The 17,611-nt window shown below is 61.0% G+C and carries 17 protein-coding genes; 12 read left to right on the forward strand and 5 right to left on the reverse strand.

The window, feature by feature from the left end:
* Window positions 1-32 precede the first annotated feature (32 nt).
* Entirely contained in the window at window positions 33-788 is a 756-nt protein-coding gene (locus tag NY023_RS19360; RefSeq protein WP_003259493.1) for a GntR family transcriptional regulator, read from the reverse strand.
* A gap of 282 nt (window positions 789-1,070) precedes the next feature.
* Between NY023_RS19360 and NY023_RS19365 the strand changes: the two genes are divergently transcribed.
* Window positions 1,071-2,420, forward strand: a complete 1,350-nt coding sequence (locus NY023_RS19365; protein ID WP_013973528.1) for an NCS2 family permease — start codon at window positions 1,071-1,073, stop codon at window positions 2,418-2,420.
* A gap of 41 nt (window positions 2,421-2,461) precedes the next feature.
* Here NY023_RS19365 and NY023_RS27810 read toward each other — a convergent pair whose 3' ends face one another.
* Window positions 2,462-3,163 carry an RHS repeat-associated core domain-containing protein gene (locus NY023_RS27810; protein WP_013973529.1) on the reverse strand — a complete coding sequence of 234 codons (702 nt, stop codon included), beginning with the start codon at window positions 3,161-3,163 and terminating at the stop codon, window positions 2,462-2,464.
* Between the two features lie 164 nt (window positions 3,164-3,327).
* On the reverse strand, window positions 3,328-3,681 hold the full coding sequence (uraH, locus tag NY023_RS19375; RefSeq protein ID WP_003259496.1) for a hydroxyisourate hydrolase: 354 nt from the start codon (window positions 3,679-3,681) through the stop codon (window positions 3,328-3,330).
* Between the two features lie 398 nt (window positions 3,682-4,079).
* On the opposite strand from uraH, the gene puuE reads away from it, so the two are divergent.
* From puuE to NY023_RS19410, 7 genes are all read left to right on the forward strand, one after another.
* The gene (puuE, locus tag NY023_RS19380) at window positions 4,080-5,006 is read left to right on the forward strand and encodes an allantoinase PuuE (RefSeq protein WP_013973531.1); all 927 of its coding nucleotides are present in this window, start codon (window positions 4,080-4,082) and stop codon (window positions 5,004-5,006) included.
* Window positions 5,006-5,521, forward strand: a complete 516-nt coding sequence (uraD, locus tag NY023_RS19385) for a 2-oxo-4-hydroxy-4-carboxy-5-ureidoimidazoline decarboxylase (RefSeq protein ID WP_013973532.1) — start codon at window positions 5,006-5,008, stop codon at window positions 5,519-5,521. The genes puuE and uraD overlap by 1 nt, the downstream gene beginning before the upstream one ends.
* 56 nt (window positions 5,522-5,577) lie before the next feature.
* Window positions 5,578-6,081, forward strand: a complete 504-nt coding sequence (locus NY023_RS19390; protein WP_003259500.1) for an ureidoglycolate lyase — start codon at window positions 5,578-5,580, stop codon at window positions 6,079-6,081.
* Between the two features lie 59 nt (window positions 6,082-6,140).
* Window positions 6,141-7,469, forward strand: coding sequence for a urate hydroxylase PuuD (locus NY023_RS19395; RefSeq protein WP_013973534.1), 1,329 nt, complete (start codon window positions 6,141-6,143; stop codon window positions 7,467-7,469).
* 209 nt (window positions 7,470-7,678) lie between these two features.
* Window positions 7,679-9,034: a nucleobase:cation symporter-2 family protein gene (locus tag NY023_RS19400; RefSeq protein ID WP_013973535.1), complete on the forward strand. Its 1,356-nt coding sequence runs from the start codon at window positions 7,679-7,681 to the stop codon at window positions 9,032-9,034.
* A gap of 137 nt (window positions 9,035-9,171) precedes the next feature.
* Window positions 9,172-9,957: an outer membrane protein OmpK gene (locus NY023_RS19405; RefSeq protein WP_013973536.1), complete on the forward strand. Its 786-nt coding sequence runs from the start codon at window positions 9,172-9,174 to the stop codon at window positions 9,955-9,957.
* A gap of 350 nt (window positions 9,958-10,307) precedes the next feature.
* Window positions 10,308-11,090 (forward strand): outer membrane protein OmpK, encoded by a 783-nt coding sequence (locus NY023_RS19410; protein WP_003259506.1) that lies wholly within the window; start codon window positions 10,308-10,310, stop codon window positions 11,088-11,090.
* A gap of 138 nt (window positions 11,091-11,228) precedes the next feature.
* On the opposite strand, the gene NY023_RS19415 is transcribed toward NY023_RS19410, so the two are convergent.
* Window positions 11,229-12,143 (reverse strand): DUF808 domain-containing protein, encoded by a 915-nt coding sequence (locus NY023_RS19415; RefSeq protein WP_024087444.1) that lies wholly within the window; start codon window positions 12,141-12,143, stop codon window positions 11,229-11,231.
* A gap of 132 nt (window positions 12,144-12,275) precedes the next feature.
* Here NY023_RS19415 and NY023_RS19420 point away from each other — a divergent pair, with 132 nt between their 5' ends.
* Window positions 12,276-12,887 carry a TetR/AcrR family transcriptional regulator gene (locus NY023_RS19420; RefSeq protein ID WP_013973538.1) on the forward strand — a complete coding sequence of 204 codons (612 nt, stop codon included), beginning with the start codon at window positions 12,276-12,278 and terminating at the stop codon, window positions 12,885-12,887.
* 122 nt (window positions 12,888-13,009) lie between these two features.
* Here the strand turns inward: NY023_RS19420 and NY023_RS19425 are convergent, their stop codons facing one another.
* Window positions 13,010-13,450: a GlcG/HbpS family heme-binding protein gene (locus NY023_RS19425; protein WP_013973539.1), complete on the reverse strand. Its 441-nt coding sequence runs from the start codon at window positions 13,448-13,450 to the stop codon at window positions 13,010-13,012.
* 257 nt (window positions 13,451-13,707) lie between these two features.
* On the opposite strand from NY023_RS19425, the gene gcl reads away from it, so the two are divergent.
* The 3 genes from gcl (at window position 13,708) to NY023_RS19440 (ending at window position 17,408) form a co-directional block, all read left to right on the forward strand.
* Complete coding sequence (gene gcl, locus NY023_RS19430) at window positions 13,708-15,483, forward strand: glyoxylate carboligase (RefSeq protein ID WP_015271168.1); 1,776 nt, start codon at window positions 13,708-13,710, stop codon at window positions 15,481-15,483.
* A 68-nt stretch (window positions 15,484-15,551) separates the two neighbouring features.
* Complete coding sequence (hyi, locus tag NY023_RS19435) at window positions 15,552-16,334, forward strand: hydroxypyruvate isomerase (RefSeq protein ID WP_003259508.1); 783 nt, start codon at window positions 15,552-15,554, stop codon at window positions 16,332-16,334.
* Between the two features lie 180 nt (window positions 16,335-16,514).
* Window positions 16,515-17,408, forward strand: a complete 894-nt coding sequence (locus tag NY023_RS19440) for a 2-hydroxy-3-oxopropionate reductase (RefSeq protein ID WP_003259509.1) — start codon at window positions 16,515-16,517, stop codon at window positions 17,406-17,408.
* Window positions 17,409-17,611 lie beyond the last annotated feature (203 nt).

Below are 17,611 nucleotides of genomic sequence, written 5' to 3' on the forward strand. Positions count from 1 at the left end.
CAACGGCGCACTACGCTCACTTGAGCAAACGATCAACCCTTGACCGATACCTTGGGCTTTTTCAGCAAGTGCGAGAACACCGCATGCAGATCGTCCGAGGCACTCTCCTCGTCCAGGTTCAGCTTGCTGTCGATGTGGTCCATGTGGTGCATCATCAGGCTCACCGCCTGCTCGGCATCGCGTGCCTCGATGGCATCGATCAGCTGCATGTGTTCGTCATACGAGCAATGCGAGCGGTTGCCGCTTTCGTACTGGGCAATGATCAGCGAGGTCTGCGACACCAGGCTGCGCTGGAAGCTGACCAGCGGCGCATTGCCCGCAGCCTCGGCCAGCTTGAGGTGGAATTCGCCGGAAAGACGAATGCCGGCACCACGGTCACCACGCGAGAAGCTGTCGCGCTCCTCCCGCACCATCTGCCGCAGCTCGTTGAGCTGCTCGAGGGTAGCGTGCTGCACGGCCAGTTCGGTAATGGCCCGTTCGACCATGCGCCTGGAGAAGAACACCTGACGGGCTTCTTCCACCGTAGGGCTGGCCACCACTGCGCCGCGGTTCGGCCGCAATAGCACCACGCTTTCATGGGCCAGCCGCGACAACGCGCGGCGAATGATGGTGCGGCTGACGCCGAAGATCTCGCCCAGCGCTTCCTCGCTCAACTTGGTACCCGGTGCCAGACGCTGCTCGAGGATTGCCTCGAAAATATGCGCGTAGACGATGTCGTCCTGGGTACCACTGCGGCCAGCCTTGCCGGTACGCGCAGGTTTCTTCAGAGGTTGCAGCTGTTCGTTCATGGGCTCTCGAGGCACGAAGGAAAGTATGGCGCCATTGTACACAGGCTGAGCCGTTTCTGCAGGTGGCCTTTTACCTATATAGCCGTTGTACGACGTATTGCGCACACAAAAGATAAAACATTATTTGCTTTATTTGTACACAAAAGCATAATCCACCGAGCAACTTCTTGACCCATAAGTCAACAAACCGGTCAGACGTCTGCCTTCCCTCGCGGAGCCGCCAAGTGCATTGCGCAGGCCCATGGTTCCAGAACAACAAGAAAGACTTGAGGAGTACTCGCTGTGGAAAGCCGCAAATCCGAAGCCCCTACGCTGGATCTTGCTCCACCGCTCGAAACGAGCTGGCTGGAGCGGATTTTCAAACTCAAGCAGCACGGCAGCACCGTCAGAACCGAAATGATCGCCGGCGTGACCACCTTCATCACCATGGCCTACATCATCTTCGTCAACCCCAACATCATGGCCGACGCAGGCATCGACCACGGTGCCGCCTTTGTCGCCACCTGCATCGCCGCCGCGCTGGGCTGCCTGTTGATGGGCCTGTACGCCAACTGGCCGGTGGGCCTGGCGCCGGGCATGGGGTTGAATGCCTTCTTTACCTACACCGTGGTTGGCACCATGGGCTACAACTGGGAAACGGCGCTGGGGGCAGTCTTTGTCTCGGGTGTGCTGTTCATGTTCCTGACCTTGTCGAAAGTGCGCGAATGGTTGCTCAACAGCATCCCGGTCAGCCTGCGCCATGCCATGGGGGCCGGCGTCGGATTGTTTCTCGGGCTGATCGGCCTGAAGACCGCCGGCATCATCGTCGACAGCCCGGCCACCCTGATCAAGCTGGGCTCGCTGCATGAGCCGGGGCCACTGCTGGCGGCGGTGTGCTTCCTGTTGATTGCCATCCTCAGCTACAAGCGGGTATTCGGCGCGATCCTGATCAGCATCATCGGCGTCACCCTGGCCGGCTGGGGCCTGGGCCTGGTGAAATTCGGCGGGGTGATGTCGATGCCGCCGAGCCTGGCACCGACCTGGATGGCCATGGATGTGGCTGGCGTATTCAACGTCAGCATGATCAGCGTGGTGCTGGCCTTCCTGTTCGTGCACATGTTCGACACCGCCGGCACGCTAATGGGCGTGGCGCAGCGAGCCAACCTGGTGGCACCGGACGGGCGTATCGAGAACTTGTCGAAGGCGCTGAAGGCTGACAGCGCTTCGAGTGTGTTCGGTGCCGTGGTCGGTGTGCCGCCGGTGACCAGTTATGTGGAAAGTGCTGCCGGTGTGGCCGCTGGTGGCCGTACCGGCCTGACGGCGGTGGTGGTCGGCCTGCTGTTCATTGCCGCCATGTTCTTCGCGCCATTGGCCGGAATGATTCCGGCCTATGCCACCGCGGGCGCACTGATCTACGTGGCAATGCTGATGATGGGCAGCATGGCGCATATCCACTGGGACGAAGCTACCGACAGCATTCCGGCGATCGTCACGGTGATCATGATGCCGCTGACTTTCTCGGTGGCCGACGGTATTGCCCTGGGCTTCATCAGCTATGTGGCATTGAAGGCAGGTACCGGCAAGTACAAGGAAATCTCCGCCAGCCTGTGGGTGCTGTGCGCAATCTTCATTGCCAAGTTCGTGTTCCTCTGAACCCTCCACATCCAAAAAGGGCGCTCCGGCGCCCTTCTCTTTTATTTAGCCGGTGCTGGTTTTTTCGCGAAGATGCCCGTTCGAGGGAGTTCAGCTGGCGTCACGCCTGAAGGAACGGTTTCCCGCACGCTTACAACCTCAAATGCCGCCGGCAAGATCGCTACTACATCAAATACATCCTTTTTATAACCTACACCGGGGACCAGATTAAGATCCTTGCGCACGAGTACCGGCAGGACAACACCATCGTCGTAGGCATTAGCGTATGTTTTGGCGTGTTCAGGGGTTGGCGCGACATAGAAGCCTTGCCCTTGGGCTCGCCTATGAGGCTCTGAATACACTGGCGATAGCCCCTTAGCCAATGAAGGAGTATTTTTTCGGCTCGTCCCGTGCCAGCCAACCAGTTTTGTAAATCCCCCCTTGTTAGCAACTGCAGCCAGAACCTCTACTCGCTTGGGCGGCTTTGCAACCCCCATCAGCATTTTCCAAAGGCTATGACCGCTTGGATCCTGGTAATTCACTGGGTCCCCCTGGCAGTAGGCATACGCGTTCAAGCCACCTTGATCGAACGGACTCAAGCTGTCCGGGCTGTTGAACCGCATCAAAGAGGGATTGAATGCTCGATAACCATTACCCAAGTGGTAATGCTCGGTGACTGGGTCCAGTTGTTCACCGTTGAAGCCGAGTACACCCTGATCAGGCAGATGGTAGCCATAGGGCGCATACGCATTTTTTGTGTCCATCAGGCCGGCTCCTCAACTTGGTAGCTGATCATCCCAGATGAACCAAAAAGAGAGTACTGGCAGAAATGTGAGTGATTTGAACTGATATAAAAAACGCAGACGAAAAAAAGCCCGCCAGTGTGAGAGCGGGCCAAAGGACCTACGAAGATTCTTCTAGCGACCAACTAGCTTCCACGATAGGTCGAATAGCTGTACGGCGAGATCAGCAGCGGCACGTGGTAGTGCTCCTGCTGCTCGTCGATGCCAAAGCGCAGCACGACAACATCCAGAAACGCCTGGGCCGGCAGCTGTACACCGCGAGCGCGGTAGTAGTCACCAGCGCTGAACTGCAGCTGGTAGACGCCGGTACGGTAGTCGTCACCCTGCAGCAGCGGCGCATCGACGCGGCCATCGCTGTTGGTCAGGGCGGTGTTCACCAGCTCCAACTGCTGGCCTTCGACACGGTACAGCTCGACCTTGATCGAGCTGCCCGGGCAGCCATGCGCGGCATCCAGTACGTGTGTGGTCAAACGTCCCATTGCTTGTCGCCTCTTGTTCAATCTGTGGGCAAAAAATACTCAGCCGTCGCACCAGCATAGCGCCTGCGGCAGGCGGGAATGACGTCATTAAGACATTCCGAGCCAAGATTGTACACAATTTTTTCAACCCATCTGTCGCCCGCAGCAAATCTTGCCACTGAGCGACCCACCGATCGCAAAGACAGGCCTGGTAACGACACCAACATCATTAGCTGACCAATCAGGCAGGTTTCTTGCACTGTTTTTCCAGGTCGCTACGAGGCGACAAAAGGGAAGAAATGCGGAAAAACAGGCTTACAAAAGATTTCAGAAGTTGTATACAATCAGCCCATCCGGTGGTGCGACATCCCGACGCGGTCCGCCCACCCCCGCACAAACGCACAAGAAGGAAGACTGCAGTGAGCGCTGACTACCCTCGCGACCTGATCGGTTACGGCAACAACCCTCCTCACCCGCAATGGCCGGGCAACGCTCGCATCGCGCTGTCTTTCGTCCTCAACTACGAGGAAGGTGGCGAACGCAACATCCTGCACGGTGACAAGGAGTCCGAAGCATTCCTCTCGGAAATGGTCGCCGCCCAGCCACTGCAGGGCGTGCGCAACATGAGCATGGAATCGCTGTACGAGTACGGTAGCCGTGCCGGCGTGTGGCGCCTGCTGAAGCTGTTCAAGGACAGCGGCGTGCCGTTGACCATCTTCGCCGTGGCCATGGCCGCCCAGCGCCACCCCGACGTGATCCGTGCCATGGCCGAGGCCGGTCATGAAATCTGCAGCCACGGTTACCGCTGGATCGACTACCAGTACATGGACGAGGCCCAGGAGCGCGAGCACATGCTCGAAGCCATCCGCATCCTCACCGAAATCACCGGCGAGCGCCCGCTGGGCTGGTACACCGGCCGCACCGGCCCGAACACCCGTCGCCTGGTGATGGAGGAAGGCGGCTTCCTGTATGACAGCGACACCTACGACGACGACCTGCCCTACTGGGAGCCGAACAACCCTACCGGCAAGCCGCACCTGGTGATCCCCTACACCCTCGACACCAACGACATGCGCTTCACCCAGGTACAGGGCTTCAACTGCGGCGAGCAGTTCTTCCAGTACCTGAAGGACGCCTTCGATGTGCTGTACGCCGAGGGCGCCGAAGCACCGAAAATGCTGTCCATCGGCCTGCACTGCCGCCTGGTCGGCCGCCCGGCGCGCCTGGCCGCACTGAAGCGTTTCGTCGATTACGCAAAAAGCCATGACCAGGTCTGGTTCGCCCGTCGCGTGGACATCGCCCGCCACTGGCACGCCACCCACCCGTACAAGAAAGAGAACGCCTGATGACCGCCTTCAAGACCCTCAAGCCATCCGCCCTGGACCGCGACGCCTTCGTGAAGGCCTTCGCCGACATCTACGAGCATTCGCCGTGGGTAGCCGAAAAAGCCTATGACCTGGGCCAACTGGGCGAACTGGACGAGATCGAGGCGCTGCACCAGCGCATGAGCGACATCCTGCTCAGCGCCAACCACGCCGACCAGTTGGCGCTGATCAACGCTCACCCGGACCTGGCCGGCAAGGCCGCCATCCAGGGCGAGCTGACCGAATCGAGCACCAACGAGCAGGCCGGCGCCGGTATTCACCAGTGCACCGCCGAAGAGTTCGCCCGTTTCACCGAACTGAACGACGCCTACAAGGCCAAGTTCCAGTTCCCGTTCATCATGGCGGTAAAAGGCAGCAACCGGCACCAGATCCTCGCCTCCTTCGAAAAACGCATCCACAACGATGCCGATGCCGAATTCAAGGAAGCCCTGGCGCAGATCAACCTGATCGCCCTGTTCCGCCTGCTGCAGCTGTAAAGCCGCCGCAACGCTTGAGCCTTATCCAGAACAACGAACATAGAAGAGATATCCGCATGCGCACCCTGATGATCGAGCCCCTGACCAAAGAAGCCTTCGCCCCCTTCGGAGACGTTATCGAAACCGACGGCAGCGACCACTTCATGATCAACAACGGCTCGACCATGCGCTTCCACAAGCTCGCCACGGTCGAAACCGCCGAGCCTGAAGACAAGGCGATCATCAGCATCTTCCGCGCCGACGCGCTGGACATGCCGCTGACCGTGCGCATGCTGGAACGCCATCCGCTGGGCAGCCAGGCTTTCATCCCGCTGCTCGGCAACCCCTTTCTGATCGTGGTCGCGCCAGTTGGCGATGCACCTGTATCAGGTTTGGTCCGAGCCTTCCGCAGTAATGGCAGGCAGGGCGTTAATTACCATCGCGGCGTCTGGCACCACCCGGTGCTGACGATCGAAAAGCGGGATGACTTCCTGGTGGTTGATCGCAGTGGTTCCGGCAACAACTGCGACGAGCATTACTTCACCGAGGAACAGATGCTGGTCCTCAATCCCCACCAATAAGAAAAGGTCGGTCATTCAAGGGCATTGCCCGAGCGGGTGACCGGCAAGAGGTACATACTGTGGAAGCACACCTTCACGAATGGCTGAACCTGAGCATTCGCTGGGTTCACATGATCACCGGTGTCGCCTGGATCGGTGCATCGTTCTACTTCGTCTGGCTGGAGAACCACCTGAACCGAAGCAACCCGCGCGATGGGTTGTCGGGTGATCTCTGGGCAATTCACGGCGGTGGTATCTACCACCTGGAGAAATACAAGCTCGCCCCCCCGAAAATGCCCGAGAACCTGCACTGGTTCAAATGGGAGGCCTACTTCACCTGGATGTCCGGTATTGCCCTGCTGTGCGTGGTGTTCTACTGGAACCCGACCCTGTACCTGCTGGCCCCTGGCAGCACCTTGAGCGGTGCCGAAGGCGTGGCCATCGGTATCGGCTCGCTGATCGCCGGCTGGTTCATCTACGACTTCCTGTGCGACTCGCCTCTGGGCAAGAAGCCAGCGCTGCTCGGTGCAGTACTGTTCGTGCTGATCATCGCCGCATGCTGGGGCTTCAGCCTGGTGTTCAGCGGCCGTGGTGCGTACCTGCACACCGGCGCGATCATCGGCACCATCATGGTCGGCAACGTGTTCCGCATCATCATGCCGGCCCAGCGCCAGCTGGTTGCGGCGATCGAGAACAACCAGACCCCAGACCCGGTACTGCCGGCCAAGGGCCTGCTGCGCTCGCGCCACAACAACTACTTCACCCTGCCGGTGCTGTTCATCATGATCAGCAACCACTTCCCGAGCACCTACGGTAGCCAGTACAACTGGCTGATCCTGGCCGGTATCGCAGTAGCCGCGGTCCTGATCCGCCACTACTTCAACACCCGCCACGACAGCAACAAGTACGCCTGGACCCTGCCGGTCGGCGCCCTGGCGATGATCTGCCTGGCCTATGTCACCGGTCCGAAACCGATGGCCGTCAGCCCGGAGCAAGCTGCGGCGAAGGTCGAGTACCAGCCACTGCCCGCGACCGCTGTAGGTGGCAAGACCGCCGCCGAGCAACGCGCCGAAGACGCCGCCAAGGCTGCCGCAGCGCCTGCCGCGCCGGCCGAAGCCCCTGCCCAGGCCACCGCCCAGGCTGGCGGCGAGAGCTTCGACAAGATCCACAATGTCATCCAGGAACGCTGCACCGTGTGCCACTCGTCCAAGCCGACCAGCCCACTGTTCAGCGCCGCCCCTGCCGGCGTGATGTTCGACACCCCGCAGCAGATCCAGGCCCAGGCCGCGCGCATCCAGGCGCAAGCGGTCGCCAGCCAGATCATGCCGCTGGGCAACATTACCCAGATGACCACCGAAGAGCGCAAGCTCGTCGGTGACTGGATCGCCAAAGGCGCCCCGGTCAACTGAAACACAATTGTCGGGATAACACCGCCCCCTGTGGGAGCGGGTTCACCCGCGAAGAGGCCGGCACTCCCGGCCTCTGTTTCAAGACATATGCAACAAGCAAGCATCGAGCGTTCAGCGTCAGGCGGGAACCCCAGGCTCTCTTCATAGCGAGCCTGCCGCCTGAGGCCGGCGCTTGGATCCGAGAATAAAAACAAAACTCGAGGTGCTGCATGTCCGAGTCACGCAAGGCGTACATCCCTGTTGCGCCGCCGCGCGAGCCCTTGCCCCTGTTCCAACTGATCCTGGTTGGCCTGCAACACGTTCTGCTGATGTACGGCGGCGCGATCGCCGTGCCGTTGATCATCGGCCAGGCCGCCGGGTTGTCCCGTGAAGAAGTCGCTTTCCTGATCAACGCCGACCTGCTGGTCGCTGGCGTCGCCACCATCATCCAGTCCTTCGGTATCGGCCCGGTGGGCATCCGCATGCCGGTGATGATGGGTGCCAGTTTCGCTGCCGTCGGCAGCATGGTGGCCATGGCCGGCATGCCCGGCGTGGGCCTGCAGGGGATCTTCGGCGCGACCATTGCCGCCGGGTTCTTCGGCATGCTGATCGCGCCGTTCATGTCCAAGGTCGTCCGCTTCTTCCCGCCTCTGGTTACCGGTACGGTGATCACCTCGATTGGCCTGTCGCTGTTCCCGGTGGCAGTCAACTGGGCCGGTGGTGGCCAACAGGCAGATACCTTCGGCTCGCCGATCTACCTGCTGGTGGCCGGCCTGGTACTGGCGGTAATCCTGCTGATCAACCGTTTCATGCGCGGTTTCTGGGTCAACGTGTCGGTGCTGGTGGGCATGGGCCTGGGCTACATCCTGGCCGGCTCCATCGGCATGGTCGACCTGTCGGGCCTGAACGACGCACCGTGGCTGCAAGTGGTCACCCCACTGCACTTCGGCATGCCGACCTTCAGCCTGGCGCCGATCCTGTCCATGTGCCTGGTGGTGGTGATCATCTTCGTCGAGTCCACCGGCATGTTCCTGGCCCTGGGCAAGGTGACCGATCGTGAAGTTACCCCAGGGATGCTGCGTCGCGGCCTGCTGTGCGATGCCGGTGCGTCGTTCATTGCCGGCTTCTTCAACACCTTCACTCACTCCTCGTTCGCCCAGAACATCGGCCTGGTGCAGATGACCGGGGTGCGCTGCCGCTATGTCACCATCGTGGCCGGTGCACTGCTGATCCTGCTCAGCCTGCTGCCCAAGGCGGCCTTCCTGATTGCCTCGATCCCGCCAGCGGTACTGGGCGGCGCGTCCATCGCCATGTTCGGCATGGTCACCGCCACCGGGATCAAGATTCTCCAGGAGGCGGACATCGGCGACCGTCGCAACCAGCTGCTGGTTGCAGTGAGCGTCGGCTTCGGGTTGATCCCCGTGGTACGTCCGGAGTTCTTCGCCCAGATGCCCCAGTGGATGGAGCCCATCACCCACAGTGGCATCGCCATGGCCACGGTCAGTGCCCTGGTGTTGAACGTGCTGTTCAACATCCTTGGTGGTGCCGACCGCGCGGTGCACAACGAAGCCTGTCACCAACATTGAGCAAAGGGGGGCGGCGCGCTGCCGCCCCGCCTCGAATTCGCCGTAAACGCTACACCGTCGGCCCGCCGGAATGGGCCGTCCGGGGCGCCTGCGCGCCAAAAAAACCAAACAAAAACAATAAGTCCGGGAACCACAACATGAAACGCATCACCTCGTCCCTCTTGCTGGGCAGCAGCCTGCTGGCCACCCTCCCCGCCCACGCTGGTGAATGGCTGCAGTGGCATGGCGAAAGCCTGACCTACCTGTACGGCAAGGATTTCAAGGTCAACCCACGCATCCAGCAGACGGTGACCTTCGAGCACGCCAACAAATGGAAGTACGGCGATACCTTCATGTTCGTCGACAAGGTCTTCTACAACGGCAAGCCCGACCCGGGCAAAGGCGTCACCTCCTACTACGGTGAATTCAGCCCGCGCCTGTCGTTCGGCAAGATCTTCGACCAGAAGCTGGCGTTCGGCCCGATCAAGGATGTGCTGCTGGCCATGACCTACGAGCGTGGCGAGGGCGACAACGAGGCCTACCTGATCGGGCCCGGCTTCGACCTGAACATTCCCGGCTTCAACTACTTCACCCTCAACTTCTACCTGCGCAACACCGAAGGCAGCCGCCCCGGTGACAACGTCTGGCAGATCACCCCGGCCTTCTCGTACACCATTCCGGTGGGCAAATCCGACATTTTGATCGACGGTTACATGGACTGGGTGGTCGACAACGACCAGACCCGCCGTGGCACCTACCACGCCAACCTGCAGTTCAACCCACAGGTCAAGTACGACCTGGGCAAAGCCCTGAACCTGGGCGCCAAGCAGCTGTACGTGGGCATCGAGTACAGCTACTGGAAGGACAAGTACGGCATCGACAGCCAAGGCAATATCGACAGTAACCAGAGCGTCACCAGTGCCCTGATCAAGGTGCACTTCTAGAAAGCTGACCAAACGCACAAGTTTGTTCCACTCTGCTCCAGGACGGAGCACTTGAGGCAAGGCGCGCAAGCCAGTAATCTGCGCGCCCCTCGATCAGGGCAGAACGGATTCTGCCTGCGTTTACTGACCGCTCAGTCAATGAATTCGGGCGGTTGGCCAACGTGTTGCCAGCCTGAAAGACCCTTTTCATCCGTTCAGAACGAAGTCGAGCAGGAAGGTTTTGCCAGCCCAGGAAAGTTGGCTCAACCCTTGCCAGACAGCTGTGGCCTATCGAAAAAAGCTGACTCAAAAGACAAAAAGCGCCAATAACGAGCGCTGACAACAGATCAATCAAGGGAGCGACATTCGCAATGCGTACCATCAACAGCCTGATCCTCGCCGGCGGCCTGCTGGCCTGTGGCACCACCTTCGGCGGCGACCTGCTGCAATGGCAGAACAACAGCCTGACCTACCTGTGGGGCAAGAACTTCAAGGTCAACCCGTCGATCCAGCAAACCGTGACCTTCGAGCACGCTGATGGCTGGAAGTACGGCGATAACTTCATCTTTGTCGACAAGATCTTCTACCAGGGCCAGAAAGATGAGGGCAACGGCCCGAACACCTACTACGGCGAAATCAGCCCGCGCCTGTCGTTCGGCAAGATCTTCGACCAGAAGATCGGGTTTGGCCCGGTCAAGGACGTACTGCTGGCGATGACCTACGAGTTCGGTGAAGGTGATACCGAGTCGTACCTGATCGGCCCTGGCTTCGACCTGGACATCCCGGGCTTCGACTACTTCCAGCTGAACTTCTACAACCGCACCACCGACGGCAGCCGCGCCGGCGACAACGTGTGGCAGATCACCCCGGTGTGGTCGTACACCATTCCGGTCGGTTCGTCCGATGTACTGATCGACGGCTTCATGGACTGGGTGGTGGACAACGACGAGAACCGCCGCGGCACCTATCAGGCCAACCTGCACTTCAACCCGCAGATCAAGTATGACCTGGGCAAGGCCTTGCACCTGGGCGAGAAGCAGCTGTATGTGGGTGTGGAGTACGACTACTGGAAGAACAAGTACGGCATCAAGGATTCCGATGCCTTCACCACGGACCAGAACACCATGAGCTTCCTGCTCAAGGTTCACTTCTGATCTGAGTACAGGGGCCGCCTTGCGGCCCATTCGCGGGTAAACCCGCTCCTACAGGGTCCGCACCGGATTCATGGCAGACGCTATACATGTGGGAGCGGGTTCACCCGCGAACCGGGGCGAAGCCCCGGCCAGGCAGCATCAACTGGCCGGCCGAACCGCTCGCCACAGTTTCCCCGCAATGCCCACCACGGCCAGCACCACAGCACCGGCCACAACTCCCACACCGCCGTTCAGCAGTGCCACGGTCAACGCCCCGCCACGCCCTTCGCTGAATGCCTCGATCGCATGATGCAGAGGTGCGATGCCATGCACCAGGATCCCGCCACCAACCAGGAACATGGCTGCCGTGCCGATCACCGACAGGCTCTTCATCATGTATGGCGCGGCACGCAGAATGCCGTTACCCACCGCCCTGGCCAGGCGTGATGCCTTGCGGGTCATCCACAGCCCCAGGTCATCGAGCTTGACGATACCGCCCACCAGCCCGTAGACGCCGATGGTCATGACCACCGCAATACCCGACAGCACGACGATCTGCTGGGTCAACGGCGAGTCGGCAACGATGCCCAGGGTGATGGCGATGATCTCTGCCGACAGGATGAAGTCGGTACGTACCGCGCCCTTGATCTTGGCTTTCTCGAACGCCACCAGGTCAAGATTGGCATCGGCCACCGCCTCCTTGAGCGCTTCGTGCTCGGCGTCAGTTTCGGCCTTGCTGTGCAGGAACTTGTGCGCCAGCTTCTCGAAGCCCTCGAAGCAAAGGTAGGCACCGCCCAGCATCAGCAACGGCGTCACCGCCCAGGGAATGAACGCACTGATCAGCAGCGCTGCCGGCACCAGGATGGCCTTGTTCACCATCGAGCCCTTGGCTACTGCCCACACCACAGGGATCTCGCGCTCGGCACGTACCCCGGTGACCTGCTGGGCATTCAGCGCCAGGTCATCGCCCAGCACGCCTGCGGTCTTTTTCGCCGCCACCTTGGTCATCACCGAGACGTCATCGAGCACAGTGGCGATGTCGTCGATCAGTACCAGTAGACTGCTTCCTGCCATGTTTGCCTGCATCCAGAAGAGTAAGTGTCCAGGATTCTAGCCCAAAGCCGCTGCCTTGAGCGCCCGTCGAGCCCGGTGCTACCATGCCCGATCCCTCTTAGAGGTGGCCAGACACGAGGAAGATCCCTGACCATGAGCACCATTCGCGAGCGCAACAAGGAACTGATCCTGCGCGCGGCCAGCGAGGAATTCGCCGACAAGGGCTTCGCCGCCACCAAGACCAGCGATATCGCGGCCAAGGCCGGCCTGCCCAAGCCGAACGTGTATTACTACTTCAAATCCAAGGACAACCTCTACCGCGAGGTCCTGGAAAGCATCATCGCGCCGATCATGCAGGCGTCGACCCCGTTCAATGCCGACGGTGACCCGAAGGAAGTGCTGAGTGCGTACATCCGCTCGAAGATCCGCATTTCGCGCGACCTGCCGCATGCGTCCAAGGTGTTCGCCAGCGAGATCATGCACGGTGCCCCGCACCTGTCGCCGAACCAGGTAGCGCAGCTGAACGAGCAGGCGCGCCATAACATCGAGTGCATCCAGCGCTGGATCGACCGCGGGCAAATCGCCCATGTGGATGCGCATCACCTGATGTTCAGCATCTGGGCAGCGACCCAGACTTATGCCGATTTCGACTGGCAGATCTCTGCCGTGACCGGCAAGGCCAAGCTGGCCGACAGCGATTATGACGCGGCGGCGGAGACCATCATCCGCATGGTGCTCAAGGGCTGCGAGCCCGAGGTAGCCTGACCCCCGGCGCTGGCTTCTTCGCGGGTGAACCCGCTCCCACAGGGACACCACGAGCTTCAAGCCTGTGATGATCCTGTGGGAGCGGGTTCACCCGCGAATTGGCCGGAACAGACAACAGAGAATTAGGCTGCTACACCCGCATCCGCCTTCAACCCCACCTCCTCGATCGCACTGATCGCGCACTGCTCGTCGATATCCGACGTATCCCCGCTGATCCCTACCGCACCCAGCACCTTGCCGTCCTGATCACGCACCAGCACACCACCCGGCGCCGGCACCACCGGTCGCTCGCCCAACCCGTTCAGCGCGGCAAAAAATGCCGGCCGCTGCTGCGCGTCCAGCGCCAGCAGGCGCGACCCCTTGCCCAGGGCAATCGCCCCCCAGGCCTTGCCGGTAGCCACCTCCGGCCGGATCAGGCTGGCGCCATCCTCGCGCTGCAGCGCCAGCAAGTGGCCGCCGGCATCCAGCACCGCCACGGTCAGTGGCGCGGCGTTGATCTTGCGGCCCGCCGCCAGCGCGGCATTCACCAGGCTGACCGCGACTTTCAGGTTCAAAGCGTTCATGGAAAGGTCCTCTTCTTGTTGTGAGAAGCCCTGAGGGCAGGTGAAAAACCGATAGGCCAATAGAACACAACTGAATCTTTTTTTGTATACAATAAATTGAAACGATCGTATGCGAGATTGCAAACGCTCGTTTTCACGGGCGCTTGAACGAAAGCGACCTCGTCCGACGAAAACCCGTTGACCTGAGCGGCCAGCCGTGAATACACTCTGGCACAAAGCAAGTTGTATACAATTACAAAATCGATGAGGCACAAACCATGAGCAAAATGAGAGCAATCGATGCAGCCGTTCTGGTCATGCGCCGTGAAGGTGTAGATACCGCGTTCGGCATCCCGGGGGCTGCCATCAACCCGTTGTACTCGGCCCTGAAGAAAGTCGGTGGCATCGATCACGTCCTCGCTCGTCACGTCGAAGGCGCCTCGCACATGGCCGAGGGTTACACCCGTGCCAACCCAGGCAACATCGGCGTGTGCATCGGCACCTCCGGCCCAGCCGGCACCGACATGGTCACCGGCCTGTACAGTGCCTCCGCCGACTCCATCCCGATCCTCTGCATCACCGGCCAGGCCCCACGTGCCCGCCTGCACAAGGAAGACTTCCAGGCCGTCGACATCACCAACATCGTCAAGCCGGTCACCAAGTGGGCCACCACCGTTCTGGAGCCAGGCCAGGTGCCTTACGCCTTCCAGAAGGCCTTCTATGAAATGCGCACCGGCCGCCCAGGCCCGGTACTGATCGACCTGCCGTTCGACGTGCAGATGGCCGAAATCGAATTCGACATCGACGCCTACGAACCGCTGCCAGTGCACAAGCCGTCCGCTACCCGCGTACAGGCCGAAAAAGCCCTGGCCCTGCTCAATGACGCCGAACGCCCGCTGCTGGTAGCCGGTGGCGGCATCATCAACGCCGACGCCAGCGACAAGCTGGTCGAGTTCGCCGAACTGACCGGTGTACCAGTGATTCCAACCCTGATGGGCTGGGGCACCATCCCGGACGACCACGCACAGATGGTCGGCATGGTCGGCCTGCAGACTTCGCACCGTTATGGCAACGCCACCCTGCTGAAATCTGACCTGGTGTTCGGTATCGGTAACCGTTGGGCCAACCGCCACACCGGTTCCGTCGACGTCTACACCGAAGGCCGCAAGTTCGTGCACGTGGACATCGAGCCGACCCAGATCGGCCGCGTGTTCACCCCGGACCTGGGTATCGTTTCCGACGCTGGCAAGGCACTGGACGTGTTCCTCGAAGTGGCCCGCGAATGGAAAGCCGCTGGCAAGCTGAAGTGCCGCAAGGCCTGGCTGGAAGACTGCCAGGAGCGCAAGGCAACCCTGCAGCGCAAGACCCACTTCGACAACGTGCCGGTCAAGCCGCAGCGCGTCTACGAAGAAATGAACCAGGTATTCGGCAAGGACACCTGCTACGTCAGCACCATCGGCCTGTCGCAGATCGCCGGCGCGCAGTTCCTGCACGTGTACAAGCCACGCCACTGGATCAACTGCGGCCAGGCCGGCCCGCTGGGCTGGACCATCCCTGCCGCCCTCGGTGTGGTCAAGGCCGATCCGAAGCGCAAGGTGGTCGCGCTGTCGGGTGACTACGACTTCCAGTTCATGATCGAAGAGCTGGCGGTGGGCGCACAGTTCAACCTGCCGTACGTGCACGTGCTGGTGAACAACGCCTACCTGGGCCTGATCCGTCAGGCACAGCGTGGCTTCGACATGGATTACTGTGTACAACTGGCGTTCGAGAACATCAACTCGACCGACGCCGCCACCTACGGTGTCGACCATGTCGCCGTGGTCGAAGGCCTGGGCTGCAAGGCCATCCGTGTATTCGAGCCGGCCGAGATCGCCCCTGCCCTGCTCAAGGCACAGAAGATGGCCGAAGAGTTCCGCGTACCGGTGGTGGTCGAAGTGATTCTCGAACGTGTGACCAACATTTCCATGGGCACCGAGATCAACGCGGTCAACGAGTTCGAAGACCTGGCCCTGGTCGGCAACGACGCGCCAACCGCCATCTCGCTGCTGGACTGATCGCCTGACGCCCCCGTGCCGACCCCTACCTCAGGGCGCCGGGGGCCTTCATCGCTAGGAGACACAACATGCCTCGCTTCGCTGCCAACCTGTCCATGCTGTTTACCGAACAGGACTTCCTGGCCCGCTTCAAGGCTGCCGCCGATGCTGGTTTCAGCGGCGTAGAGTACCTCTTCCCGTACGATTTCAGCGCTGCCGAGATCAAGCAGCAGCTGGACGCCAACGGCCTGACCCAGGTGCTGTTCAACCTGCCGGCGGGCGATTGGGCCAAGGGTGAGCGCGGTATCACCTGCCACCCTGACCGCGTCGAGGAATTCCGCGCTGGTGTCGACAAGGCCATCGAATACGCCAAGGTGCTGGGCAACACCCAGGTCAACGCCCTGGCCGGCATTCGCCCACAAGGCCCGGACTGCGCCACCGTGCGCAAGACCTTCGTGGAAAACCTGCGCTACGCCGCCGACAAGCTGAAAGCCGCCGGGATCCGCCTGGTCATGGAAATGATCAACACCCGCGACATCCCAGGCTTCTACCTGAACACCACCAAACAGGCCCTGGAAATCCAGGCCGAGGTTGGCAGCGACAACCTGTTCCTGCAGTACGACATCTACCACATGCAGATCATGGAAGGTGACCTGGCTCGCACCATGGAAGCCAACCTGAAACTGATCAACCACATCCAGCTGGCCGACAACCCCGGCCGCAACGAGCCAGGCACCGGCGAGATCAACTACCGCTTCCTGTTCGAACACCTGGACCGCATCGGCTACCAGGGCTGGGTGGGCGCGGAGTACAAGCCGCTGACCACCACCGAAGCGGGCCTGGGCTGGCTGAAGACCCATAACGCAATCTAAGGCTGATCGGGTCCCGTGACACATGCCTGACCCTGTGGGAGCGGGTTCACCCGCGAATGCGATGTTGGCTTCACTGCCGCTTTCGCGGGTAAACCCGCTCCCACAGAGTTTTGTGTCCAACAATGGGGCCTGTGCAGCCTGCTCCATCGAGATTCAACAAATACAACGAGGTAATCTCTCATGGCTAAAATCGGTTTCATCGGCACCGGCATCATGGGCAAGCCCATGGCTCAGAACCTGCAGAAAGCAGGTCACAGCATCTTCATTTCCACCCACCACGACGCTGCTCCGGCCGACCTGATCGCCGCCGGTGCCGTGGCCCTGGCCAACCCGAAGGAAGTTGCCCAGGAAGCCGAGTTCATCATCGTCATGGTCCCCGACACCCCGCAGGTCGAGAGCGTCCTGTTCGGTGACAACGGCGTGGCCGAAGGCGTGGGCCCGAACAAGGTCGTGATCGACATGAGCTCGATCTCCCCTACCGCTACCAAAGCCTTCGCAGAGAAGATCAAGGCTACCGGCGCCGCCTACCTGGACGCCCCGGTGTCCGGCGGCGAAGTCGGTGCCAAGGCCGCGACCCTGAGCATCATGGTCGGTGGCTGCCCGAAAGCCTTCGAGCGCACCCTGCCGCTGTTCGAAGCCATGGGCAAGAACATCACCCGCGTCGGTGGCAATGGCGACGGCCAGACCGCCAAGGTGGCCAACCAGATCATCGTTGCCCTGAACATCCAGGCCGTTGCCGAAGCCCTGCTGTTCGCCGCCAAGAACGGCGCCGACCCCGCCAAGGTACGTGAAGCCCTGATGGGCGGCTTCGCCTCGTCGAAGATCCTCGAAGTGCACGCCGAGCGCATGATCAAGGGCACCTTCGACCCAGGCTTCCGCATCAACCTGCACCAGAAGGACCTGAACCTGGCCCTGCAGGGTGCCAAGGAACTGGGCATCAACCTGCCCAACACCTCCAATGCCCAGCAAGTGTTCAACACCTGCCAGGCCCTGGGCGGCGGCAACTGGGACCACTCGGCGCTGATCAAAGGCCTGGAGCACATGGCCAACTTCTCGATCCGCGACGACAAGTAAGTAATTTTTAGCCTTCACCGGCCTCTTCGCGGGTGAACCCGCTCCCACAGGATTTACGCCGTCTTCAGCCTCTGTGAAGTCCCTGTGGGAGCGGGTTTACCCGCGAAGAAGCCAACACCGTTGAACCTGCGACCACAGCTTCAAAGGTGGCACCGAGCAACACCCGCCCCTGGTTCGGCCTGCACGGAGGCAGTTCCAGGGGC

The organism is Pseudomonas sp. NBB (assembly GCF_032701105.1).
GTDB lineage: Bacteria > Pseudomonadota > Gammaproteobacteria > Pseudomonadales > Pseudomonadaceae > Aquipseudomonas > Aquipseudomonas asiatica.

Bases quoted from the DNA above. Each gene is read 5' to 3' on its own strand.
- NY023_RS19360 (WP_003259493.1), bottom strand. From the start codon at position 788: ATGAACGAACAGCTGCAACCTCTGAAGAAACCTGCGCGTACCGGCAAG.
- NY023_RS27810 (WP_013973529.1), bottom strand. From the start codon at position 3,163: ATGGACACAAAAAATGCGTATGCGCCCTATGGCTACCATCTGCCTGAT.
- uraH (WP_003259496.1), bottom strand. From the start codon at position 3,681: ATGGGACGTTTGACCACACACGTACTGGATGCCGCGCATGGCTGCCCG.
- uraD (WP_013973532.1), top strand. From the start codon at position 5,006: ATGACCGCCTTCAAGACCCTCAAGCCATCCGCCCTGGACCGCGACGCC.
- NY023_RS19390 (WP_003259500.1), top strand. From the start codon at position 5,578: ATGCGCACCCTGATGATCGAGCCCCTGACCAAAGAAGCCTTCGCCCCC.
- NY023_RS19400 (WP_013973535.1), top strand. From the start codon at position 7,679: ATGTCCGAGTCACGCAAGGCGTACATCCCTGTTGCGCCGCCGCGCGAG.
- NY023_RS19405 (WP_013973536.1), top strand. From the start codon at position 9,172: ATGAAACGCATCACCTCGTCCCTCTTGCTGGGCAGCAGCCTGCTGGCC.
- NY023_RS19410 (WP_003259506.1), top strand. From the start codon at position 10,308: ATGCGTACCATCAACAGCCTGATCCTCGCCGGCGGCCTGCTGGCCTGT.
- NY023_RS19415 (WP_024087444.1), bottom strand. From the start codon at position 12,143: ATGGCAGGAAGCAGTCTACTGGTACTGATCGACGACATCGCCACTGTG.
- NY023_RS19420 (WP_013973538.1), top strand. From the start codon at position 12,276: ATGAGCACCATTCGCGAGCGCAACAAGGAACTGATCCTGCGCGCGGCC.
- NY023_RS19425 (WP_013973539.1), bottom strand. From the start codon at position 13,450: ATGAACGCTTTGAACCTGAAAGTCGCGGTCAGCCTGGTGAATGCCGCG.
- gcl (WP_015271168.1), top strand. From the start codon at position 13,708: ATGAGCAAAATGAGAGCAATCGATGCAGCCGTTCTGGTCATGCGCCGT.
- hyi (WP_003259508.1), top strand. From the start codon at position 15,552: ATGCCTCGCTTCGCTGCCAACCTGTCCATGCTGTTTACCGAACAGGAC.
- NY023_RS19440 (WP_003259509.1), top strand. From the start codon at position 16,515: ATGGCTAAAATCGGTTTCATCGGCACCGGCATCATGGGCAAGCCCATG.